Raw genomic sequence first — 22,129 nt, forward strand, 5'->3', positions numbered from 1 at the left:
CAGACGAGCGCCGAACGATATAAAAAGGATCCATGAGATGGCGAGATCGCTACGGCTTGCGGCGCTGGCGGGGAAACAAGGTCGCGAAGTTCGACCGTGAAGCGACCGACGCCGATATCGAGGCGCTCATCGCTTTCGCCAAGTCTCGGCGCGGGGTGGAATTCTTCGTCGAACCCGAGACTTTCGCCACCGACACGACCGCTGTCGCCATCGCCGATGACGGCGAGTGGACCCGGCGCCGGGTGGGCTCGCCGCAGGTGATCCGCAAGGTGGCGCGTGACCTGGCGCTGCCCGTGTACGACGTCCAGCTGACCGGATACCCGCCCCGCATGCGGGCCTACAACGAGCGCCGCAAGCGCGAAGACCTGGACTGACGCCGTCCGGTGCACACCGCTCCGAGCGGTGGCTGACGCGTTCGTGGACCAGTGCCACCCTGTGCCACAAGCTGACACATACGCAGACCAGTGCCACCCTGCGCCACGGGCTGACGCATACGCGGACCAGTGCCACGCCGCACCACGAGCCGACGTAACCTACCGGATGCCGCTCCCGCTGCCGGATCGGCTGACAGAGCCCTTCTGATGGCGCCGGTCCGAGCCCGGGCCAGCCCGACCGCTCGTCGGCGTCGCGCCCGCGCCGGGGGAACTCCCATGCCGGCCGCCTCGAGGGTCGATTCCCGGTAGGCCCGGACCCCGAACCATGCTGCCGGGGATGGCGATCCTGTAAGCCGGTGTGTACGGCTCGCCGCCGAACGGCCGGTCCCGTCCCTGCGCACGCCGGGCGCCCAGAGGGTCCGCGCCGCGAAGGCACTGCCGATCCCCAGGTCCGGCCCGGCCACGATCTCCGGCCATGAACACCTCCTCTCACGCTGACCCCACCTGCCCGTGAAGGGTCCCCTCGCGACGCCCGAAGCTCGACCCCCCGCGGCATCGTGCCGGCCAGCGCCCATCGCGGCATCTCCCATCGTGAGACCCTCTTGGCGCGAGGTCCTCGCGTGGCATTTGAGGACTGCTCCCGTGGCATCGGGGTCCGCAGGCATCCGGACATGGGAGGGCGTGCGGCGGGCACCGCCGGTGGCCGTCGCCGTCGCCGTCGCCGTGACCGTGACCGTGGCCGTGACCGTGACCGTGACCGTCGCCGTGGCCGTGACCGTGCCCGTCGCCGTGGCCGTGACCGTGCCCGTCGCCGTGCCCGTCGCCGTGACCGTGACCGTGACCGTGACCGTCGCCGTGACCGTGACCGTGACCGTCGCCGTGACCGTGACCGTGACCGTCGCCGTGACCGTGACCGTGACCGTGACCGTCGCCGTGGCCGTGACCGTCGTCGGTGTGCCGGTCTCGTCGAGGGGCGTGCCGTACGGGGCTACGGGGGCAAGGACGACGCCGCCTACCACCGCCTCGGCCCGCCCGTGCTGCCACGCATGAGAACTCCACGTTACGAAGGGGTTGCGATCATCATGCCTCAGGGTGTTAAAAGACTACCAACTGATAGGTAGTTTTTGTTCGACGTCCTCACCCCCAGGGGGATCCATGCCGGTTTCCAGGCGCACGGCCGCCATCGCCGCCCTCACCGCCCTCACCCTCCTTGGCACGGCCTGTTCGGGCGGCGGTTCGGCCACCGCGCCCGCCGGCGAACGCGTGCTGACCCTGTCCGCCGCCGCCGACGTGTCGAGCTGGGACCCCGCCATGGGCGCGGGTGGCAACTCGGTTCTCTACCTGCAGGCCGTCTACTCCTCGCTCACGACCCTCAACCCCGACCTGACGATCACGCCCGGGCTGGCCACCGGCTGGACGTACGACAAGGGCAAGACCACGCTCACCATGAAGCTCCGCGCCGACGTCGTCTTCTCCGACGGCTCGAAGCTCGACGCCGCCGCCGTGAAGGCGAACCTCGACCGTGGTCGCGCCACCACCGGCCCCACCCAATCGGCGCTGGCCTCGATCTCGTCCGTCGACGTCACCGACCCGGCCGAGATCGTGCTGAAGCTCAACAAGCCCGACCCCGGCCTGCTGTTCAACCTGAGCCTGGTCCCCGGCATGATCGCCAGCCCGAAGGCGTTCGCCACGCTCAAGACCCAGCCGATCGGCAGCGGGCCGTACCTGCTCGACCTCGCCGCGACTACGCGCGGCTCCTCCTACACCTTCACGCGCAATCCGACGTACAAGCTTCCCATCACGTACGGCTTCGACAAGCTGCAGGTCAAGGCGCTGCCCGACACCAACGCCATGCTCACGGCGGCCACCAGCGGCCAGGTCGACTCGGGCGGCATCCCCATGTCGGGGCTGAAAGCCGCGAAGGCGGCGGGCCTGCAGTTCAAGGAGATGACCGGGCTCATCCTCGGCATGTGGATGGTCGACCGTGCGGGCAAGCTCGCCCCGCCGCTGGCGAAGGTGAAGGTCAGGCAGGCCATCAACTACGGTCTCGACGCCGAGGGCATCCTCAGGTCGGTCGGCGGCGGGTCCGGCAAGCGGACGACGCAGATGTTCGCGGCGGGCTCCCCGGCCTTCGTCGAGGCGCTCAACTCGAGGTACCCCTACGACCCGGCGAAGGCGAAGCGGCTGCTGGCCGAGGCCGGATACCCGAACGGCTTCACGCTCACGATGCCCAGCGAGAACGCCTACGTGCCGACTCTCTACCCGGTCGTCGCCCAGCAGCTCGCCCAGATCGGGATCAAGGTCGTCTACAAGCCGGTGTCCACCAACCTGATCACCCAGCAGTACCTGGCGGGCACCTACCCGGCGTTCATGTACACCTACACCGCCACCCAGAACTGGATCGACGCCTCCCTGTTCCTCGCGGCGGGCGGGGTGTTCAACCCCTTCCACGTCGACGATCCGGCGATCTCGAAGCTGATGCGGCAGATCTCCGTCGCCGACGAGGCCGAGCAGGCGGCGCTGTTCAAGGAGCTGAACACCTACGTCGTCGAGCAGGCCTGGTTCGCCCCGCTGTACTCCTCGACGAGCCTGCTGGTCTGGGACAAGAGCAAGGTGAAGATCGACGTGCCCGACACCCAGCTCTTCGTCTTCCTCCGCGACTACCAGCCGGCGGTCTGACCGATGCGCGCGCTGCTGGTGCGCCGGCTGGTCGCGGCGGGTGTCCTGCTCGTCGTGATCACCGCGCTGACCTTCGTCCTCACCAGCCTGGTGCCCGACCCCACGCGACAGCTGGTCGGCGTGACGGCCACCGCCGAGCAGTTGCTGGCCAAGCGCCACGAGCTGGGGCTGCACCGGCCGGTGGGCGAGCGCTACCTGGCCTGGCTCGGCGCCGCCGCCCGCGGTGATCTCGGGGTGTCGTGGTTCACCGGCGTGCCCGTGACCGACACGATCGTGGCGAGACTGCCGATCACCGCGTCGCTGGCCGTGCTGGCCACGCTGGTCTCGGCGATCCTCGGCATCACGTACGGCATGCTCGCCGCCATCCGCGGCGGCTGGGTGGACAGGACGGTCCAGGTGCTGGCGAGCCTCGGCTTCGCCGTACCGGGCATGTGGATCGCGCTGCTGCTCGTCATCGTGTTCGCGGTGAACCTGCCATGGCTGCCGGCCACCGGTTACGTGCCGATCAGCCAGGGCCCCGTGCAGTGGATCAGGTCGCTGGTCCTGCCGGTCACCGCCATCGCGATCGGGTCGGTGGCGGCGATCGCGGCGCAGACCCGCAGCGCGGTGGCGACCGTCCTCGCGCAGGACTACGTGCGCACACTGCGCAGCCGCGGGCTGCCGCGCAGGCGGTTGCTGCTGCGGCACGTGCTGCGCAACGCGGCGCCGACCGCGCTGACGGTCGTCAGCCTGCAGTTCATCGGGCTGTTCGGCGGTGCGATCGTGGTCGAGCAGGTCTTCGCGATCCAAGGTCTCGGCAGCCTCGCTTCCGCCAGCTCCAGTAGGTCGGACATTCCCGTCGTGCTCGGTGTCGTCGTGGTCGGTGTCGTCGTCGTGCTCGCCGTCAACCTGGTCGTCGACCTGCTGGTCGGCTGGCTCGACCCGAGGGTGAGGACTCGATGAGGCGCCTGCTGCGCCGGCCCGGCGCGCTGCTGTCGGCCGCCTTCCTGCTGCTGGTCTGCGTGGCCGCGGCGGCGGCCGACCTGCTCGCCCCCTACTCCGCCGATTTCGTGGACCTGCCCGCCGTGCTCGCCCCGCCGAGCGGCGCGCATCCGATGGGCGGCGACGGCTCCGGCAGGGACGTGCTGAGCCGGCTGCTGTTCGGCGCCCGCGACACGCTGATCGGGGCGCTGCTGGCCACCGCCGTCGCGCTCGTGGTCGGTGTGACGGCGGGCATGTTCGCCGGGTATTTCGCGCGCTGGGTGGACGCCGTGGCCAGTTGGGTCTTCAGCCTGATGATGGCGCTGCCGGCCATCATCGTGGTGCTGGCGTTCGTCGCCGTGGTCGGGCCCGGGCTGGTGAGGATGATGGCCTTCGTCGGGTTCCTGGCGTCCCCTTCCATCTATCGGCTGGTGCGTGCCGTCACCCAGCGGGTGCGGGGCGAGCTCTACATCGACGCGGCCAAGGTGTCCGGCCTGTCGCATCTGCGTATCGTGCGCCGGCACGTGCTGTCGGTGGTCAGGTCGGCCGTCGTCGTGCAGGCGCCCCTGCTGTTCGGCGCGGCGATCCTGATCCAGGCGGGCATCGACTTCCTCGGCCTCGGCGAGCCGGGCGCGGCGAGCTGGGGCGCCATGCTGAACGACGCCGCGACCAACGTGTTCACCGCGCCGTGGTTGTCGATCTGGCCGGGGGCGGCCATCGCGCTCACCGTCCTGGCGGTCAACCTGCTCGGCAACGCCGTACGGGACGACTTGGAACCGCCCCAGCCGCGCGCCGCCGCGCCCCGGACCTCGGCGCCGCCCGCTCCTTCCGTGGACGCCCTGCTGACGGTCACCGACCTGACCGTCGCTCACGGGCCGGTCACGGTCGTCGACCGGGTCTCGCTGGCGGTACGGCCGGGCGAGGTGCTCGGGCTGGTCGGCGAGTCGGGGTCGGGAAAGACGCAGACCGTGCTGGCCGCTCTCGGACTGCTGCCGGGCACGGGACGGATCACCGCCGGCGGAGTCGTGTTCGACGGCGCCGAGCTGACCGGGATGCCGGAGCGGGCGCTCAACCGGCTCAGGGGCAGGCGCATCGGGTACGTGTCGCAGGAGCCCATGTCGAACCTGGACCCGAGCTTCCGGGTCGGCAGCCAGCTCATCGAGCCGATCGTCGTCCACCTGGGGCTGTCGAGGCGTGAGGCGAGGCAGCGCGCGCTCTCCCTGCTGGCCAGGGTGGGCATCGCGGACCCGGCGCGGATCTACCGGTCCTTCCCGCACGAGATCTCCGGTGGTACGGCGCAGCGCGTGCTGATCGCGGCCGCCGTGTCGTGCGATCCCGACCTGCTGATCGCCGACGAGCCGACGACCGCGCTGGACGTCACCGTGCAGGCGGAGGTGCTCGACCTGCTGAGGTCCTTGCAGCGGGAGCGCGGGATGGCGGTGCTGATCGTCACCCATGATCTCGGCGTGGTGGCGGACATGTGCGACCGGGTGGCGGTCATGCGGAACGGGCGGCTGGTGGAGACGGCTCCGGTCGGCCGGCTGTTCGCGTCGCCCGCCGAGCCGTACACGGCGGCGCTGCTGGCCGCCAACCCGCACAACGCGGCTCCCCGGCGGCCACGCTTGGGGCTGGTCAGCGGGCCGGGCCGGGCGCTGGAGCTTGGACGTTCCGGCGCAGGTGACGGCGCGGACGCCGGTCGCGGGGACGCGACGCTCGCCGGCGCCGTGAACGGGCTCCGGCAAGCCGGCCGGCCGCAGGTGGCCGCCGAACCAGAGGACGCATTCCGGGCTGAGAGCGGGGACGTCGTCCCGTCCGGCGGGTTCGCCCGGCCGCGGGTGATCGAAGGGCCGCGGAACGCGACTGCCCCGTTGCTCGAGGTGGACCGGTTGTGCGTGGACTTCCCGCAGCGGGGCCGGCGCACCCCGCCCCTGCGGGTGTTGCGCGAGGTGAGCTTGGCCCTCACCGCGGGAGAGACGCTCGGCCTGGTCGGCGAGTCGGGATCGGGGAAGACCACGCTCGGCAGGGCCGTGCTGGGCCTGGCGCCCGTCACCTCCGGAAGCATCCGGTTCGACGGGCGTCCGCTCGCTCCGCGCCGGGCCAGGGCGAGGGATGTGCAGGCGGTGTTCCAGGACCCGCACAGCTCGCTGAACCCGGCCATGCGCATCCACGACATCCTGGTCGAACCGTTGCTCGTGACCGCGGAACACACCACGGCCGACGCGGACAAGCGCATCAGAAGCCTGCTCGACAGGGTCGGACTGCCGGCGGGCACCGGCGAGCGGCGCGCCCGCGAACTGTCCGGCGGCCAGCGCCAGCGGGTGGCCATCGCCCGCGCGCTGGCGCTGGGCCCGAGGCTGATCATCTGCGACGAGCCGGTCAGCGCGCTCGACGTCTCCACCCAGGCGCAGGTGCTCGATCTGCTCGTCGAGATCCAGCGGGACACCGGCGTCGCGTACCTGTTCATCTCCCATGACCTGGCCGTGGTGCGGCACATCAGCGACCGTGTGGCGGTGATGTCGCAGGGCCGGATCGTGGAGATCGGGGATGCCGAGCAGGTGACGACGGACCCCCGCGACCCGTACACGCGGCGGCTGCTGCTGTCGGCGCTCGTACCCGATCCGGAGGAGCAGGCCGCCAGGCGCGCGGCGCGGCTGGCGATGTTCCCGAGCTCGACGTGAGGTGACAGCGACCAGCCACTGCCCGATCCAGGCGGAAGGTGACGACCGGCGACGTCTCCCGGCTCGACGTGCGGAGACGACGGCGAGGCGCGGCACGAACCAGAGGGACGGTGACGGACGGGGATCGGGGACGATGACGTCGGCGTCCTCGATCCGCCGGGGGGCGACCTCTTCGGTCGTCGGGCGGGCCACGCGTTCGGCGGCCGGCCGTTCCACCCCTGAAGGCCGACGATCACGGTGAGCGTGCGCCCGGTGGGCGGGTGACGTCGCCGGAACCGGCCCGGGCGGCACGGAATGCGCGCGCCTCAACGGAGGCTGTCGTCCTTCTCGTCGAGGATCGCGGTCAGGGGAAGCAGCCAGCTCGCGTGAGGGGCGCCCATGGCGGCGTCGAGCTCGGCGGGACTGGGCATGCGGTCGCGCAGCGTGGTCGGCGAGAGCAGATGCTGGAGCGCGTGCATGAGGAGGTTGGCCATCGAGTAGCAGGGGTCGACGGCCAGAGCGCGTTCGAGGGCGATGGTCGCCAGGACGCAGTCGTCGCCGTGCCAGGCGGACATCGCCAGCAGGGATGCCGCCGGTGGGACGAAGCGCGGCTCGAGGCGCCGGGTGAGATCCCTCCACAGCGCGAGGTGGGCGGGTCGTGAGGCTTCGTCGATCAGGGTCCACGCCTCGTCTCGCACCCTGATCAGGGACAGGTCGAGGCCCAGGCGGGCGGCTTCGTCGTCGTCGACTCTCCCTCCTCTCGCGGTGGTCTCGATGGCGGCGCGCACCCGGGCCAGGCCGTCGGCGACGAACCGGTGGGCGAAGTGGTCGGCGTCGGGGGCGGTGGCCATGGCGGCGCGGAAGGCGGCGACCGCCCCGGCCGTGGCGCGGCGCATCGACAGCCGCACCGGGCCCACGTGTGGCGCGATCGTCGCCTCCAAGGTGGCTCGGTCAGGAAGGGCGACCATGCCGTGCACGGTCGCTTCGGCGGCTATCGGACTGGTGGAGACGTCGTACGGCGTGCCGTCCAGGGGACAGCAGTCGGTCAGGTCGCACACGTAGGACCAGTAGCGCCCCTCGTGGGCGCGCAGGACCTCGCACGGGGTGACGCCGCACCACTGGGCGACGGAACGGAGCTGGTCGACGGCCGGGGTGACGTGGGCGCCCGTGCCGTAGCCGACGGCGACGAGATGGGTGATCGACTCTCGGGCGAACAGTCCGGTGAGGGGGCGGAGCGAGCCCGGCGGGAGCGGCAGGTTCCAGCGCGCGCAGACGCGCATCTCGCCCTGGCCGACTCTGCCCGACATTCCGATGACGACCAGGCTGTCGGCGGGATGGAAGCCGACGATGTACGGCACGGCGGCAAGGATGTCGGCGGGGGTGGTCAGGGTGAGTGCGGGTGCGGTGACGTCGGTGCTCATGGGGCACGAGGGTGCCGGGCCAGGGGCGGGGACTTTTCGGGCGAGCGCGATTCTGTGGATGACGGGCGGACGTGCCGGTGGTCTGTGGATGAGGCGCGGGCGTGCCCGAAAGCCGTGGATGACGGGCGGACGGGCCGGCGGTCTGTGGATCAGGGGCGGGCGTGCCCGAAAGCCGTGGATGACGGGCGGACGTGCCGGTGGTCTGTGGATGAGGCGCGGGCGTGCCCGAAAGCCGTGGATGACGGGCGGACGGGCCGGCGGTCTGTGGATCAGGGGCGGGCGTGCCCGAAAGCCGTGGATGACGGGCGGACGTGCCGGCGGTCTGTGGATGGAGCGGCCAGGGGCTCACGTGGATGAAGAGCGGTGCCCGGTCGAGGCTCCCGAAGGTGACGGGCGGGCGGCAGGTCAGGTCAGGGTGGCGCGGACGAGAGCGCCCGGCTCAGAGCCTGCCTGGGCGATCACGGTGCCGCAGGCGGACCAGATGCCCGACCGGCCCGCGGCCGCCGCGAACCCTTCACCCGACGACCCGGCGAAGCTCGCCACCGCGACCCACACCCCGTGCTCGGTGGCGATGCGCCGGGCGCGCTCGTCCTGGACCGCCGTGTCCTCGCGGTGCTCCAGGACGCCCCCGACGTAGGCGTCCATCCCCAGCGCGGCGGTGTCCGCCGCGTGCCGGGGAACGCCCGTGTCCTTGCAGATCGCCAGGCCGAGCCGCCAGCCGTCGACCTCGAGCACGGCGGGCTTGTCGCCGGGCGCGAACCGTCCGGCCTCGGTGGTGGACAGCCACAGCTTGCGGTACGCCACCACGACCCCGGTGCCGTCCACGGCCAGCGTCGAGATGTGCGGTCGGCCCGCCTCGCCCTGGACGGGCGCGCCGGCGAGGGCGATGGAACCGGTCTCGGCACAGGCCTCGACCACAGGCGCCAGACGCGGGTCGTCGGTCGCGATGGCGGCGGCGTCGAGGTGGTAGCCGGTCAGGGAGAGCTCGGGAAAGACCACCACGCGGGCGCCGGCGGCGCGGATCGCCGCCGCGTGCGTCACCGCGTTCGCCGTCACGTCGTACGGCACGCATTCCGGCTGAGCGACGGCGATGACCAGCGGTGCGCGCATCCAGACTCCCCCAAGGCCGATACCGAGGCACTGATGAGGAGCGATCGTACGGTGGCCGCGTTTCGTCCGCGTTTCCGGAAGCAGCGGCGACAGGGGCTTATGGCGCGTGCGGCGCGGGAGGGGCGGCAGGCCGGGCAGGCTCGGCGGGAAGCGGCACGAGACGGCTGCGGACCATCAGCGCGGCGCCCGCCACCGCCGCCGGCATGGCCAGGACCGCCACGAACGGCACCAGGAAGATCAGGAAGACCACCACGCCGAACCCCAGCGCGGGCGCCTTGTTCGCGCGCAGCACACCGAAGCGGGCACGCCGGTGCATGCCGCGCCGTTCCATGGCCAGCGAGGTCAGCTCGACCGTCAGGAAGAATCCGGACACCAGGGCGCCCAGCACGGGCACCACCGTCTGCCCGACCACCGGCACGAACCCGAGGAAGAACAGCGGGATCGTGAACATCAGCGCATACAGCAGGGTGACCAGGCTGTCGCGGATCGAGCGTGGGATCGACCGCCACCACGGCACGTCGTCGGTCCCGTGCAGGGGGTCGACCTTCTCCGAGAGCTTCTCGTAGAACGGCTCCCCGATGGCCAGCGTGAGCGCGGTGAAGGTCAGCACGGCCAGCGCCAGGCCGCCGATGAACAGCAGCACCGCCAGCGCGCCCCTGAGGAAGTCACGCCATCCGGCGGCCCATCCGTCGGCGAACGGTGTCAGGAAGTCGGCGATCCCCGTGGCGTTGTTGCCGAGGTAGACCAGGGCGGCGACGTAGATCACGAACGCGATCAGTGCGGGAACGAGCCCGAAACCCCACCACTTGCCGTTCTTGGCGACCCATCTGAGCCCCTGGAAGAAGAACCCGACGCCACCGGCGAACTCACGCATTGATCGCATGGGGAGAAACTAGCGCCAGAAGTCGGTCACCGCGTAGCCGAGTTCGGCGAACAGCTCGCGTACGAGCGGCAGGGAGATGCCCAGCACGTTGCCGTGGTCGCCCTCGATGCCCTCGACGAACCAGCCGCCCAGCCCGTCGAGGGTGAAGGCGCCGGCCACGTGGAGCGGCTCGCCGCTGGCGACGTAGGCGGCGATCTCGGCCTCGGACGGCGTGCCGAACCGCACCACCGTGGAGGCCACCTCGGCGGCCTGCCGTCCCGTGGCGACGTCGATCACGCAGTGGCCGGTCAGCAGGCGGCCGGTCCTGCCGCGCAGCATCCGCCAGCGCGTCAGCGCCTCCTCAGCGGTGCCCGGCTTCCCGTACGGCCGGCCGTCGAGCTCCAGGATGGAGTCGCAGCCGATGACCAGGCCCTCGGTGAGGCCGTCGGCGACCGCCGAGGCCTTGGCGACGGCCAGCTTCAGCGGCAGGTCGGCGGGGAGCACCGCGGTGAACGCCTCCTCGTCGACCCCGCTCACGATCACCTTGGGATCGAGCCCGGCGCTGCGGAGCAGGGCGAGGCGGGCGGGGGAGGCTGACGCAAGCACGATCACCCGGTCAGTTTATCCGGGCTCCGTCCCCTGTCTGCCCGAACGCCCCTGCAGGTCCGCAAACGCACGAACCCGAACCTCCGCGGGACCAAGCACCCAGACCGAGGCCGTCTCGTCCACCACATCCACGCGCCGGGTCGACCCGGGCGTCACGCCGGAAGCCCGGCCAGACCCCGCCTCGAGGCGGGCGAGGACGTCGGCCGCGTGACGCCCCCGCCTGCCCCTCGGCGCGTCACAGGTGCGGCGTGGGCTCGATGGCGGGCCGGTTGGCGCGCGGCAGCCCCGCCGCGGCGTACGCGTCGGCCTCGTCCAGCGTCTCCTGCTCCAGCAGGGCCACGACGATCGCCTCCAGCCGGTCCCTGTTCTCGGTCAGCACCCGGACCGCCGCCTCGTAGCACTCGTCCACGATCCGCCGCACCTCCTCGTCCAGGGTGGCGAGCGTGTGCGGGGCGGCCTGCGGCTGGCCCTCGTTGGGCAGGATCGTCAGCGGGCCGATCCGCTCCGACATGCCCCACCTGCCGACCATGCCACGCGCGATCATGGTGACCTGCTCGAGGTCGTTCTCCGCGCCGGTGGTGATCACGCCGTAGATGACCTGCTCGGCCGCCATGCCGCCGAGCGCGCCGATGATGCGTCCCCTCAGGTACTTCTCGTCGTAGGCGTAGCGGTCGGTGTCGGGTGTGGACAGGGTGACGCCGAGCGCCCTGCCACGCGGGATGATCGAGATCTTCCTGACCGGGTCGGCGCCCGGCTGGAGCATGCCGAGCAGCGCGTGTCCCGCCTCGTGGTAGGCGGTCCTGGTGCGCTCCTCCTCCGGCATGACGATCGAGCGGGCGGCCCCGAGCTGCAGCTTCTCCAGCGCGTCGGCGAAGTCGGCGGCCGAGACCTTCTCCTTGCCGCGCTTGGCGGCCAGCAGCGCCGCCTCGTTGACGAGGTTGGCCAGGTCGGCGCCGGTCATGCCGGGCGAGGTCTTGGCCAGCTGCTGCAGGCTGACGTCGCCGTCGAGCGGCACGCTCCTGGTGTGGACCTGCAGGATGGCCACCCTGCCGGCCGCGTCGGGCGGCGAGACCATGACCGTGCGGTCGAACCGTCCGGGACGCAGCAGCGCGGGGTCGAGCACCTCGGGCCTGTTGGTCGCGCCGATCACGATGACGCCCTCGGCGCCGGAGAAGCCGTCCATCTCGGTGAGGATCTGGTTGAGCGTCTGCTCGCGCTCGTCGTGCCCGCCGAGGCCGCTGGCCCCGCCGCGGGCGCGGCCGATCGCGTCGATCTCGTCGATGAAGATGATCGAGGGGGCGACCTTGCGGGCCTCCTCGAACAGGTCGCGCACCCGGGAGGCGCCGACGCCGACGATCATCTCGATGAACTCCGACGCGCTGGCGGAGAAGAACGGCACGTTGGCCTCGCCGGCGACGGCGCGGGCCAGGAGGGTCTTGCCGGTTCCGGGCGGGCCCGCGAGCAGGACGCCCTTGGGCAGCTTGGCGCCGAGACGGCGGTACTTGTCCGGGTCCTTCAGGTAGTCGACGACCTCGACGAGCTCGTTCTCCACCTCGTCGATGCCGGCCACGTCCTCGAACGTGACCCGGATCTTGTCGCTCTCGATCGGCTTGGCCGCCTTGGACCTGCCGAGGCCGCCGAGGCCGCCGCCGCCCATCATGCCGGGGCCGCGGCGCATGACCCAGATCCACAGGGCCGCCAGGACGGCGATCGGCAGCAGCGACAGCAGCAGGTTGATGAGGAAGCCACGGCTGCCCGTGCTGATGGGCTCGGCCTTGATCTCCACGCCCGACGTGGTCAGCTGCTGGAAGAGCTGCTCGTCGTTGGCGAACACCGGGATCTCGGTGACGAACTTGGTGTAGGTCTTGTTGGAGCTGTCGGGGTCGGTCGCGGGCTTCTTGAGGTCTCCGGTGACGGAGTAGCCCTGCGCGTAGACCTCCTTGACGTTCCCGCCCGTCACCTGCTTGGTGAACTGGCTGTAGGAGATCGTCTCCACCTGGCCCTCGTCGAAGAACGACGAGATCAGGAAAAAGCCCGCGTAGACCACCAGCAACGTGACGACGAAACGCCACCAGTTGATTTTGGGTCGCCCTCCCGAGCCCCCCTTGGGCAGGCCCTCGGCACGCCAGGGCTTGGGCTGCTCCTTGTTCGGCTCCTTCTTCGGCAAGCTCGAACGCTCAGCCACGGCGTCACTCCCCCAAAAAAAATCGCCGTATCGTCGGTCGCTCAACAATAAGAAACGCGCGCCACTGACCGAGCCGTACGGTTTCAACGGTCTGGGCGCACGTTTCTCGTTCGTCAGCCTAGAACACGAACTCCCGACATGACGCGACGGATATCGGCCCATCTCTTCTTCTGGGTGTCGGGGATCGTGACGAACACCAGCGCGGGCCTGGCCTTGCCGGTGTCGAGCACGGCGACCGCCGCGACCGAGGCGCGCTTGCCGTACTTGACCTGGTAGTAGAGCGTCCAGCCCTTCTTGATCGGCTGGGCGCCGAGCCAGCGGATCACCGCCCCCTTGGGGTGGTGGTTCAGCGTCCAGCGGGCGGCCAGCAGGGCGGTGTCGCGCAGCCGCTCCTGCGCCTCGATCGGCACGGGGCAGCTGACCAGCATCGCCCTCGGGCCGGCGCCCGCCTTGGGCAGCACCTGCCTGGAGGTGAAGGGCGCGGCGCCGTACCTCTTCCAGGGGGCGCGCAGGCGGGGCACCGACACGCCCGTCTTGGTGTCCTTGATCACGCCCATGGTCGCGACGGGCTTGCCGGTGAGCGCGCGCAGCCGGATGCGGCCGGGCAGCTTCGGCACCCTGCGGTCGGCGGCCAGCGCCTCGAGCGCGGTGTATCCGGGGGCGATGGAGGCGCCGGGGCTCGGCGTCGCGGACGCGACGGGCGCCGCCACCGCCGACGGCACCACGGACGGCACCGCCGAGGGCACCACCGAGGGCGCCCCGGACGGCACCGCCGTAGCGGCCCCGGACGGCACGGGGGCGACGGCCGAGGGCGCAGTCGAAGGCGCAGTCGAAGGCGCGCCCGAGGAACCGGCCACGGTGGCCGCCGGCGAGGCGGCAGGGGCAGCGGTCGCCGGCGCGTCCGTGGATCCGGGCGAAGCAGCCGCCGAGGAGCCGGGAGTGGAAGCCGCCGAGGCGGGCGGCGAGGGGGCGGACGAGGACGGTACGGCCGGCGGCGCGGCGACCGGCCGGGCGGCGCCCTCGTCCGCGCCTCCTGACAGCGCGATGGCGAGCCCGCCGGCCACGAGCACGGCCAGCGCGGCCACGACGGCCAGCACCTGGTAGACCACCCGCATCCGCAGGTCGCCCAGGCGGCTGCGCCTGAGCGGAGAGCCCGCGGGCCTCGCCTGATATTTCACCTGAGGCCCCGCGGCCCCACTCTCCCCATCGAGCACGATCGGGAGCGTACGACATATCGCGGGATTGCGTGTAGAAAGCACGAATGGTGGAACTTCGATTTGACCAGGCGTCACGCGCCGCGCAGACGCACACGAACCTGTCCGCGGTGCGCGTCGACGGGACGGGCCTGTGGGTCGCGGGCGACGAGACCGCCACCATCGAGCGACTGACCTGGACAGGCGCCTGCTACGACCACGAGCGCACGTTCCACCTGGCCGACTACGTCGATCTGCCGGCGGGCAGGGACGACGAGGCCGACATCGAGGGCATCGCGGTGGCCGACGGCCGGCTGTGGGCGGTCGGCTCGCACAGCCTCAAGCGCAGGAAGGCCAAGCCGTCCGACCCGGCCAAGGTGGCCAGGCGCCTGGCCACCGTGGTCCGCGAGCCGAACAGGTACATCCTGGTACGGCTCCCGCTGGAGGGGCCCGACGCGGTGGGCAAGGGCGCCATCCTGACGGGGCTGGACGACGTGCTGGCCCAGGACCCGCATCTGGGCCCGTTCACCGCCGTCCCCGGCAAGGACAACGGGCTGGACGTCGAGGGCATCGCGGTGGTCGGCGAGCGGGTCTTCCTCGGGCTGCGCGGACCGGTGCTGCGGGGCTGGGCGGTCCTGCTGGAGATCGACGTGCGCGAGCACCGGCCGGACCGGCTGCGGCTGAAGAGCTATCGCAAGCACTTCCTGGACCTGGGCGGGCTCGGCGTGCGCGACCTGTGTCCCGCCGGCGACGGCTCCCTGCTGGTGCTGGCCGGTCCCACCATGAGCCTGGACGGACCGGTCAGCGTCATGCGGTGGGACGGGGAGGGGCAGCAGCCGGCGTTCGTGACCGACCTGCCGTACGGGGTGGGGTGCGACCACCCGGAGGGGCTGGCCGCGCTCGGCGACGGCAGGTTCATGGTCGTCTACGACAGCCCAGCGCCCGAGCGGCTCACCCCTGAGGGCGGGGTGCTGGCCGACGTCATCACGATCTGAGCCACAGCCTGGACCGGCCCGGGTTCACGACCTGACCCGCAGCCACGGCACGTCGGCCACGAACGTGCACGACCCCGGCGCGATCTCGGTGAAGCCCGCGTCGCGCACGACGGGCAGCCCGCTGCCGGCCAGGGCGTCGAAGTCGGCGGCCGGCCGTACCGACACGCGCAGGCCCTGGGCGCGCCAGGCCGCCCGCTCCTCGTCGGAGCTGGCCCACCAGGCCAGCTGGGCGGCATGGCCCGCCTGCGCCATCGCCTTACCCGCCGACATCTCCAGCGCGGGGTTCTCCCACAGCACCGGCGGCTCGGCGGGGCCCGGCCCGTCGGAGTCGGCCAGCTCGGTGCCGCCGACCTGCAGCCTGGCCAGGTCCTTCGGCCAGTCGTCCAGCGGGACGGGCGGGTAGACACGCACCTGCGCCGTGCGGTGCTCGATCATGCGGCCGGGCAGCGCCAGCGCCCTGCGCCATTCGGCGCCGCGCGCCCTGCGCACCACCTTGCGGATCCGGCCGGTCGACTGCCAGGCCTCCAGTTCCCCTGACCAATCGCCGGGGTCGGCGAGCAGGTCGAGCACGGCCATGGCGGTCGCTTCGAGCGCGTCAGTGCGCTCGGGAGGGGTGGCCCGTTCGATCCTGACCACCAGCGGGAGCACCATCATGGGCTCCAGCATGCCGTATGGCGGGCAGCGCGGCTCGCGACGAGATGGCCACGGACATGGCCGCCGCCACGAGGCACAGCGCGCCGGCGACGTACCAGGCCAGGTCGTAGGCGCCCAGGTGGTCGCGGGTCAGGCCGGCGCCGACCGCCGCGATGGCGGCCCCCACCTGGTGGGAGGCGAACACCCAGCCGAACACGACGGCGCCGTCCGCGCCGTAGATCCGCCGGCACAGCGCCACCGTGGGCGGTACGGTCGCCACCCAGTCCAGGCCGTAGAAGACCACGAACAGCAGCATGCTCGGCTCGGTCGTGGCGGCGAACAGGCCGGGCAGCACCATGAGCGACAGGCCGCGCAACCCGTCCTTTCCGGCAGGGCGGGTCGAGAGCACCTTTCTCGAGCTTGAGCGCATGCTGATCCGGGAAGGCCTGGCGAAGCGAGGAGGCAGTCGAAGTGTCTGAACTGGTGCGGAAGATAGGTCGACCGGAGGCTGTGGCGCACGGTGAGAGGTATGCGCTGGATGTTGTCGGTGTCGGAGCGCTGAATCTTGACTTCATCGCCCAAGCCTCGGTGGTCGCCGGTGAGGACGGCGGGGCGCGGGGGCTGTCGTCCCGTATCGCGGAACAGGTGGCAAGTACCGGCGCCGTGGTGGAGCCGGGTACCGAGATGCTGGTCGACGAGCCGACGATTACGGCCGTGCTGGAGAAGGCGTCTGCGGCGATGTCTCCCACCACAGTGCTCGGCGGTTCGGCCTTCAACGCCATCCAGGCCATCGCGCACACGAAGGTGGGTCTGCGACTCGGTTATGTGGGAGTCGCGGGCCAGGTTCCCGTACTTGGCATGTCTGTGGGTAGGCAGCTGGACAACTTGGGCGTGGACCGGCGGTTCGTCCTGGACATCGAGGACCAGTTGTGCGGAATCTGCTTCTCGTACGCGGAGGACGGGGAGCGCACACTACTTACTCATGCCGGCGCAAATACATGCATGGCCGAGTATTTGGACGTACGCTTCGACGCCATTGTCGACTACCTTGCGAGTGCCAGGGTTGTGCACGTCACATCGTTCCTCGACAACGAGACGGCGGGACGGCTTGTCGCTGTACTGAGTGCGGTTAAGGAGAAGAGTCCGGCGACGCGGATCAGCTTCGACCCCGGGCATATCTGGAGTGCAGCAAGGACCCCGGAGATCGACCGGATCATCTCACTCAGCGATTACCTGTTGCTCAACTACAGGGAATTCATGGAGATTGGGCAGGATGCCGGGACTCGACGCAACGAGGAAGTCGCGAGCGTGATTCTTTCACGCTTCGAGAACGACTTCGGGGTTGTTATTGTGAAACGCCCGAGTGGCATTCTTGCCTTCCGGAAGGATGTGGAGAGGGGTGGGCCGAACGGTGTAACCGGAGATGGATTCGGCGTTGTCCAGGACTTTTATCCCCAACGCACCTTGGAACAGGACGAGGTTGAGGACGCTACGGGTGCCGGGGACGTGTTCGCCGCCGGTCTGCTCACCGTCCTTGCCTGCGACCACCTTCAGTTGGAGTTGGGCTCACTGCTGGGAATGCGTCTGGCCGGGCACAAGCTGCGGCATGTCGGAATTCAGGGCACGAGGTTCGACCAGGTGACCAAGGAGTTCATTACCTCGCTAGACGCCCAGCGCAGGTCGCAGGGACTGCCCGGAGGGATCTTCATCGCTCACGGCGGCAGTCCTGAATGGCTGGCGGTCAGGCTCTTCATCGAGGAGAGGTTTCAGGTTCCTGTCTACTCCTTCGAATCGTGGAGCTGGAGCGGCCGTCCCGTCACGGACGCGCTCAGCGAGTACCTCGAGCGGTGCAGCTTCGCCGTGTGTGTGCTGACCGCGGAAGACCTTACGGAGGACGGCAGAAGGCTTGCCAGGCAGAACGTCGTCCATGAAGTGGGGCTCTTCCAGGGGCGTTACGGATTCAACCGTGTCCTGGTGCTAGCGGAGGAAGGGTGTGATTTCGTGCCCAAGGTCGCGGAACCGCATGTGATCGAGTTTCCTCGGCATGCTGTTTCCCGCACCTTCTACAAGCTGGAGGCCAGGATGCGCGCCGAGGGGATCGGCGGCGTGGATCCCGCGTAGTGAGAAGGATGCGGGGTCACAGATTCCACAGAATTGCGACGTTGATCGATCTGTTCTCCCGCCGCCTGCTGGGCTACGCGATGGGCGAGCGGCACAACGCGGAGCTGGTGGTGGCTCCGCTGCATATGGCAACGGCCATCCGCGGAGGCGATGTACGCGGCGTGGATCGCGAAGGCGGCCTCGTCGACGTGACAGCGCCCTGCGTGTTCTCACTCGCGTACGGCACGCCGATCACGCGGGCGCGGACCGCCGTCACCAACGCCTCCCCCGCCAGCCCCACTCCCATCGACAGCTGGATCGGCCGGGCCTGGGCGGGCACGCCGTACCGGGCGGCCAGCACGCCGACACCGAGACCGGCGGCCGCCGAGACGACCCACACGACCAGGGTGCGCCAGGTGTAGCGCTGGCACAGCACGCCGTCGCGCTCGAACAGCGCGGTCGTCGCGGCGCGGAGCGCGCCGAAGCCGAGAGCGACCAGGCCGCCGGCGACGAGCCAGAGCACGTCGACCGGCCCCAGCGCGACCTTGGACAGCGCGTGAATCCCGATGCCGGTCAGGACCAGGGGCGGAACGTAGACGTCGCGCGCGTTCAGCGGCTCGCCGATCAGGCGCCGGACCACGACGTAGCCGACCAGTCCCACGATCAGCAAAGTATTTAGCATGGTCATGCTAAATAAATTAGCAGAGGCGTGCTATAACGGCAACGTGCCGAAAATCGTCGATCCCGAGGCCCGCCGCGAAGAGGTCGTGGAAGCCGTCTTCCGCGTCGTGCGCCGCCACGGCCTCGAGCAGGCCTCGCTCCGCAACGTGGCCGAGGAGGCGGGCCTGGCCATCGGCTCGGTCCGGCACTACTTCGCCGGGCACACCGAGCTGATGGTCTTCGCCATGCAGGCCATGGCCGAGCGGGTGGAACGGCGCCTGCTCGAGCACGTCGAGCGGCTGGCTGCCGCCGCCGACCGCATGCCCGTCGCCGAGTCGATGCTGGCCGAGCTGCTCCCCCTCGACGAGCGGCGGCGCGACGAGGCCACGATCTGGCTCGCGTTCGCGACCGCCGCGCGCACCCGCCCCGAGCTGCGCCCGCACGCCGAGGAGGCCTTCGACGGCATGCGCCGCCTGGTGCGCAGGGTGCTGGACGGCGCCCGCGCGCTCGGCCGCCTGCGCGAGGACGCCGACCTGGAAGTGGAGACCGACCGGCTGTGCGCGCTCATCGACGGGCTGACCGTGCAGGCGGTCCTGCACCCCGACCGCGTGGACGCCGGCACCATGACGCGCGCGCTGCGCGCCCACCTGGCGAGTCTGACCCGCTGATCCGGGGCGCGGAGCGGGCGACCCCGCTCCGCGCCCTCCCTGGGAACGCACCCACTCGGCGCCGTCGCCAGGAGCGCACCCACTCGGCGCCCTCCCTGGGAACACAGCCGCTCCGCGCCCTTGCCAGGAACGCACGCTCTCGGCGCCCTCCGTGGGAACGCAGCCGCTTCGCGCCCTCCCTAGGAACGCACCCGCTCCGGGCGCTCGGCGCGCGCGAGGTCGACGGCCAGCGGGCTGGCCGCGTAGGTGATGCGCGCGACACCGTCGGGATGCGCGGCCACCTCCCCGACCACGCCGAAGACCTCGCTCAGCACACCGGGCGTCAGCGCGTCGAGCGGAGACCCCGCCGCGGCCACGCGCCCGTCGCACAGCACGACGAGCGCGTCACAGCTGCGCACCGCGAGGTCCAGGTCGTGCAGGACGGCGAGCGTGGTGACGCCGAGCTCCCGCACCAGCGCCAGCAGCTCGAACCTGGCCCTGATGTCGAGATGGTTGGTCGGCTCGTCGAGCACGAGCAGCACCGGGTGCTGCGCCAGCGCCTTGGCCAGCAGCACCCGCTGGCGCTCCCCGCCCGACAGCGCGCCGAACGGCCTGCCCGCCAGCGCGAGCGTCCCCGTGCGCCGCATCGCCTCCTGGACCGGCGCGCGCCCGTCGCCCTTGTGCGGCGTCCGGCCCAGCTCCACCACCTCCGCGACCGTCATGCCCGCCGGGATGGTGTTGTCCTGGAGCACGGCGGCGGTACGCAGGGCCGACTCGCGCGCCGACATCGCCCACACGTCGGCCTCGCCCAGCCGTACCGCGCCGCGGTGCGGGCGCAGCGACCGGTAGACGGTCCGCAGCAGCGTGGACTTGCCGCTGCCGTTGGGCCCGACCAGGCCCACGATCGTGCCCTGCGCCACCTCGACGGACACGCCGCGCAACACGGGAGTGCTGTCGAGCGTCACGGCGACCTCGTCGACGACCAGCCTCATGACGCCGCCACCTGCCGGTCGCGGCGCAGCAGCCACAGGAAGAACGGCGCGCCGAAGACCGCCGTGAGAATGCCGAGCGGGAGCTCGTTCGGCGCGTCGACGGTCCTGGACAGCAGGTCGACCAGCACCAGGTAGGCCGCGCCGACCAGCGCGGAGACGGGCACGACCCTGCGGTGGTCGGTGCCGAAGCACAGCCTGACCACGTGCGGGATCATGAGGCCGACGAAGCCGATGCCGCCCGCGACCGCGATGACCGCCCCCACCAGCAGCGAGGAGGCGGCCAGCAGGCCCGCGCGGGCGCGCCGTACGTCGAGGCCGAGCGCGGTGGCCGACTCCTCGCCCGTGACCAGGGCGTTGAGGCGCCTGCCGTACAGGGTGAGGACCAGCCCGCAGCAGGCCACCAGCGCGGCCAGCGGGCCGAGCTGGTCCCACTGGGCGCCGGCCACGCTGCCCAGCATCCAGAACATCACCGCGCCGAGCTCGTTCGGCGTCGCCTGGAGCTGGATGTAGCTGGTGACGGCAAGCAGGACGTAGCCGACCGCCACGCCCGCCAGCACCAGCCGCGTCGGGGTGAGCCTGCCGCGTTGCTGGCCGAGCAGGAACACCAGCACGGCGGCGCCCAGCGCGCCCACGAAGGCCGCCGAGGAGACGCCGAGGCCGCCGGCCGCGCCGGCGCCGAACGTGATCACCAGGACGGCGCCGACCGAGGCGCCCGACGAGACGCCGACCACCTGCGGGTCGGCGAGCGGGTTGCCGGCCAGCGCCTGCAACACCACGCCCGCGGCCGACAGGCCTGCTCCGGCGAGCGCCGCCAGCAGCACCCTGGGCAGGCGGTACTCCCAGATGATCTGGTCCTGGATCGGGTCACCGCCGGTGCCGGCGGTCAGGATGTTCCAGGTGTCGGCGATCGGCACGTTCACCGAGCCGATGCCGACCGCCACCACCATGGCGACGGCCAGCGTGACCGTGAGGACGACCACGCTGGGCAGCAGAGGCAGGCGCATCTCAGAACGCCTCCGGGTGGATGACCTTGGCGATCTTCTCGACGGCCGTGGCGTTGTTCGGCGCCACGTAGGCCGAGTCGGCCAGCACGACGTACTTCCTGCCCCAGTGGGGGAACTGGGCGAACAGCTTCCTGGCCTCGGCGTCGGGGTCGGGGTTGAGCCAGTCGACGATGACGACCGCGTCGACCTTCGTGGCCGCGACCTGCTCCTTGCTGAGGTTGGTGAACAGGTCGTCGGACGTGTGCTCGAAGGCGTTGACGGCGCCGGCCTTGGCGAAGATGTCGTTCCAGATGCCCTTGGCGCCGATGGAGCTGAAGGCGTTCGACCCCATGCTCATGCCGGGGATGATCAGCATCACCTTGGGCCTGGGCCGGCCGGCGACCTTGGCGGAGACGGCGGCGATCCTGCGCCTGGACTCGGCGACCAGCTTCTCGGCCCGGTCGCTCACGTGAAAGATGCGGCCCAGGTCGCGCAGGAGGGTGTAGCTGTCCTCGATCGACTGGTCCTGCCGGACGCCGACACCGCAGGTGCTCTCGGGGGTGTAGGTGGCGGCGCCGGCCGCGCGCAGCTCCTCGCGGGTGGCGAAGCCGTCCCGCGGTTCGAACTGGCGCCCCGAGGTGGCCAGCACGAAGTCGGGCCGCAGGCCGAGCATCGACTCGCGCGGGATGTCGTTGAAGCTGGTGCGCTTGAAGCCGCCCCTGGGCAGCGCGGCCACCGCCTCGACCCAGCCCGGCTCGTCGGAGGCGCCGTAGGACTGGGCGTTGGCCACGATCCTGTCGCCCAGGCCGAGGGCGAGCAGCGAGGACACCTCGCCGATCGACCCGCCGTTCATGACGACGACGCGGCGTGGGGCGGCGGTGAAGGTGTAGTCATTGCCGCAGTTCCTGATCGTCACCGGATAACCGGCCTCGGCCGCGGAGGAGGAGGAGGAGGAGGAGGGCTGGGGTCGGGCCGTGGGGGTGGTGGTTCCGCAGGCCGCCAGCATGAGGCAGGCGGCGGCGAGCATGGCGAAGCGAGACATGAACGTCCTTGGTTTCGGGGTACGGCGAGC

General features: G+C 71.1%; 20 protein-coding genes. 8 read left to right on the plus strand and 12 right to left on the minus strand.

What is annotated here, in order from left to right; genetic code table 11:
* The first annotated feature begins 32 nt into the window (after positions 1-32).
* The 5 genes from ACWEVS_RS30375 to ACWEVS_RS30395 all read left to right on the plus strand — a co-directional run bounded on the left by ACWEVS_RS30375 (position 33) and on the right by ACWEVS_RS30395 (position 6,691).
* Entirely contained in the window at positions 33-374 is a 342-nt protein-coding gene (locus ACWEVS_RS30375) for a hypothetical protein (protein WP_449931307.1), read from the plus strand.
* Positions 375-1,016: 642 nt separating this feature from the next.
* Entirely contained in the window at positions 1,017-1,424 is a 408-nt protein-coding gene (locus tag ACWEVS_RS30380; RefSeq protein WP_452554265.1) for a hypothetical protein, read from the plus strand.
* A 105-nt stretch (positions 1,425-1,529) separates the two neighbouring features.
* The gene (locus ACWEVS_RS30385) at positions 1,530-3,053 is read left to right on the plus strand and encodes an ABC transporter substrate-binding protein (RefSeq protein ID WP_452554266.1); all 1,524 of its coding nucleotides are present in this window, start codon (positions 1,530-1,532) and stop codon (positions 3,051-3,053) included.
* Positions 3,054-3,056: 3 nt separating this feature from the next.
* Positions 3,057-3,995 carry an ABC transporter permease gene (locus ACWEVS_RS30390; protein ID WP_452418924.1) on the plus strand — a complete coding sequence of 313 codons (939 nt, stop codon included), beginning with the start codon at positions 3,057-3,059 and terminating at the stop codon, positions 3,993-3,995.
* Positions 3,992-6,691 carry a dipeptide ABC transporter ATP-binding protein gene (locus ACWEVS_RS30395; protein ID WP_452554267.1) on the plus strand — a complete coding sequence of 900 codons (2,700 nt, stop codon included), beginning with the start codon at positions 3,992-3,994 and terminating at the stop codon, positions 6,689-6,691. Before ACWEVS_RS30390 ends, ACWEVS_RS30395 begins: the two co-directional genes overlap by 4 nt.
* A 305-nt stretch (positions 6,692-6,996) precedes the next feature.
* On the opposite strand, the gene ACWEVS_RS30400 is transcribed toward ACWEVS_RS30395, so the two are convergent.
* The 6 genes from ACWEVS_RS30400 to ACWEVS_RS30425 form a co-directional block, all read right to left on the minus strand.
* Positions 6,997-8,091 (minus strand): DUF4192 domain-containing protein, encoded by a 1,095-nt coding sequence (locus tag ACWEVS_RS30400; RefSeq protein WP_452554268.1) that lies wholly within the window; start codon positions 8,089-8,091, stop codon positions 6,997-6,999.
* 405 nt (positions 8,092-8,496) lie between these two features.
* Entirely contained in the window at positions 8,497-9,201 is a 705-nt protein-coding gene (locus ACWEVS_RS30405) for a carbon-nitrogen hydrolase family protein (RefSeq protein WP_452554269.1), read from the minus strand.
* Between the two features lie 97 nt (positions 9,202-9,298).
* On the minus strand, positions 9,299-10,084 hold the full coding sequence (locus ACWEVS_RS30410) for an EI24 domain-containing protein (RefSeq protein WP_452554270.1): 786 nt from the start codon (positions 10,082-10,084) through the stop codon (positions 9,299-9,301).
* Positions 10,085-10,093: 9 nt separating this feature from the next.
* A complete protein-coding gene (locus ACWEVS_RS30415) occupies positions 10,094-10,675 on the minus strand; it encodes a Maf family protein (protein ID WP_449931323.1) in 582 nt (193 codons plus the stop codon).
* 229 nt (positions 10,676-10,904) lie between these two features.
* Complete coding sequence (gene ftsH / locus ACWEVS_RS30420) at positions 10,905-12,854, minus strand: ATP-dependent zinc metalloprotease FtsH (protein ID WP_449931325.1); 1,950 nt, start codon at positions 12,852-12,854, stop codon at positions 10,905-10,907.
* 113 nt (positions 12,855-12,967) lie between these two features.
* Entirely contained in the window at positions 12,968-14,068 is a 1,101-nt protein-coding gene (locus ACWEVS_RS30425) for a hypothetical protein (RefSeq protein WP_452554271.1), read from the minus strand.
* 47 nt (positions 14,069-14,115) lie between these two features.
* On the opposite strand from ACWEVS_RS30425, the gene ACWEVS_RS30430 reads away from it, so the two are divergent.
* Positions 14,116-15,042: a DUF3616 domain-containing protein gene (locus ACWEVS_RS30430; protein ID WP_452554272.1), complete on the plus strand. Its 927-nt coding sequence runs from the start codon at positions 14,116-14,118 to the stop codon at positions 15,040-15,042.
* A gap of 24 nt (positions 15,043-15,066) precedes the next feature.
* Here the strand turns inward: ACWEVS_RS30430 and ACWEVS_RS30435 are convergent, their stop codons facing one another.
* Both ACWEVS_RS30435 and ACWEVS_RS30440 read right to left on the minus strand, forming a co-directional pair.
* Positions 15,067-15,696 (minus strand): peptidyl-tRNA hydrolase, encoded by a 630-nt coding sequence (locus tag ACWEVS_RS30435; RefSeq protein WP_452554273.1) that lies wholly within the window; start codon positions 15,694-15,696, stop codon positions 15,067-15,069.
* The gene (locus tag ACWEVS_RS30440; RefSeq protein ID WP_452554274.1) at positions 15,638-16,084 is read right to left on the minus strand and encodes a hypothetical protein; all 447 of its coding nucleotides are present in this window, start codon (positions 16,082-16,084) and stop codon (positions 15,638-15,640) included. Before ACWEVS_RS30440 ends, ACWEVS_RS30435 begins: the two co-directional genes overlap by 59 nt.
* 62 nt (positions 16,085-16,146) lie before the next feature.
* Between ACWEVS_RS30440 and ACWEVS_RS30445 the strand changes: the two genes are divergently transcribed.
* Positions 16,147-17,796, plus strand: coding sequence for a PfkB family carbohydrate kinase (locus tag ACWEVS_RS30445; RefSeq protein WP_452554275.1), 1,650 nt, complete (start codon positions 16,147-16,149; stop codon positions 17,794-17,796).
* Between the two features lie 73 nt (positions 17,797-17,869).
* On the opposite strand, the gene ACWEVS_RS30450 is transcribed toward ACWEVS_RS30445, so the two are convergent.
* Complete coding sequence (locus tag ACWEVS_RS30450) at positions 17,870-18,463, minus strand: hypothetical protein (RefSeq protein WP_452554276.1); 594 nt, start codon at positions 18,461-18,463, stop codon at positions 17,870-17,872.
* Positions 18,464-18,500: 37 nt separating this feature from the next.
* Here ACWEVS_RS30450 and ACWEVS_RS30455 point away from each other — a divergent pair, with 37 nt between their 5' ends.
* Positions 18,501-19,103 (plus strand): TetR/AcrR family transcriptional regulator, encoded by a 603-nt coding sequence (locus ACWEVS_RS30455; RefSeq protein ID WP_452554277.1) that lies wholly within the window; start codon positions 18,501-18,503, stop codon positions 19,101-19,103.
* 179 nt (positions 19,104-19,282) lie between these two features.
* Here the strand turns inward: ACWEVS_RS30455 and ACWEVS_RS30460 are convergent, their stop codons facing one another.
* From ACWEVS_RS30460 to ACWEVS_RS30470, 3 genes are read right to left on the minus strand one after another with little or no spacing between them, the layout of a single operon-like run.
* Positions 19,283-20,074 carry an ABC transporter ATP-binding protein gene (locus ACWEVS_RS30460; RefSeq protein WP_452554278.1) on the minus strand — a complete coding sequence of 264 codons (792 nt, stop codon included), beginning with the start codon at positions 20,072-20,074 and terminating at the stop codon, positions 19,283-19,285.
* Positions 20,071-21,078 carry a FecCD family ABC transporter permease gene (locus ACWEVS_RS30465; protein WP_449931339.1) on the minus strand — a complete coding sequence of 336 codons (1,008 nt, stop codon included), beginning with the start codon at positions 21,076-21,078 and terminating at the stop codon, positions 20,071-20,073. Before ACWEVS_RS30465 ends, ACWEVS_RS30460 begins: the two co-directional genes overlap by 4 nt.
* Before the next feature lies 1 nt (position 21,079).
* Complete coding sequence (locus tag ACWEVS_RS30470; protein WP_452554279.1) at positions 21,080-22,099, minus strand: ABC transporter substrate-binding protein; 1,020 nt, start codon at positions 22,097-22,099, stop codon at positions 21,080-21,082.
* Positions 22,100-22,129: the final 30 nt, after the last annotated feature.

The sequence above is a fragment of the Nonomuraea sp. NPDC003754 genome (assembly GCF_053605785.1).

Excerpts from the sequence above, each read along its gene's own strand:
- ACWEVS_RS30470 (WP_452554279.1), bottom strand. The coding sequence starts at position 22,099 with ATGTCTCGCTTCGCCATGCTCGCCGCCGCCTGCCTCATGCTGGCGGCC.
- ACWEVS_RS30405 (WP_452554269.1), bottom strand. The coding sequence starts at position 9,201 with ATGCGCGCACCGCTGGTCATCGCCGTCGCTCAGCCGGAATGCGTGCCG.
- ACWEVS_RS30395 (WP_452554267.1), top strand. The coding sequence starts at position 3,992 with ATGAGGCGCCTGCTGCGCCGGCCCGGCGCGCTGCTGTCGGCCGCCTTC.
- ACWEVS_RS30410 (WP_452554270.1), bottom strand. The coding sequence starts at position 10,084 with ATGCGATCAATGCGTGAGTTCGCCGGTGGCGTCGGGTTCTTCTTCCAG.
- ACWEVS_RS30400 (WP_452554268.1), bottom strand. The coding sequence starts at position 8,091 with ATGAGCACCGACGTCACCGCACCCGCACTCACCCTGACCACCCCCGCC.
- ACWEVS_RS30465 (WP_449931339.1), bottom strand. The coding sequence starts at position 21,078 with ATGCGCCTGCCTCTGCTGCCCAGCGTGGTCGTCCTCACGGTCACGCTG.
- ACWEVS_RS30435 (WP_452554273.1), bottom strand. The coding sequence starts at position 15,696 with ATGATGGTGCTCCCGCTGGTGGTCAGGATCGAACGGGCCACCCCTCCC.
- ACWEVS_RS30450 (WP_452554276.1), bottom strand. The coding sequence starts at position 18,463 with ATGACCATGCTAAATACTTTGCTGATCGTGGGACTGGTCGGCTACGTC.
- ACWEVS_RS30430 (WP_452554272.1), top strand. The coding sequence starts at position 14,116 with ATGGTGGAACTTCGATTTGACCAGGCGTCACGCGCCGCGCAGACGCAC.
- ACWEVS_RS30460 (WP_452554278.1), bottom strand. The coding sequence starts at position 20,074 with ATGAGGCTGGTCGTCGACGAGGTCGCCGTGACGCTCGACAGCACTCCC.
- ACWEVS_RS30385 (WP_452554266.1), top strand. The coding sequence starts at position 1,530 with ATGCCGGTTTCCAGGCGCACGGCCGCCATCGCCGCCCTCACCGCCCTC.
- ACWEVS_RS30390 (WP_452418924.1), top strand. The coding sequence starts at position 3,057 with ATGCGCGCGCTGCTGGTGCGCCGGCTGGTCGCGGCGGGTGTCCTGCTC.
- ACWEVS_RS30375 (WP_449931307.1), top strand. The coding sequence starts at position 33 with ATGAGATGGCGAGATCGCTACGGCTTGCGGCGCTGGCGGGGAAACAAG.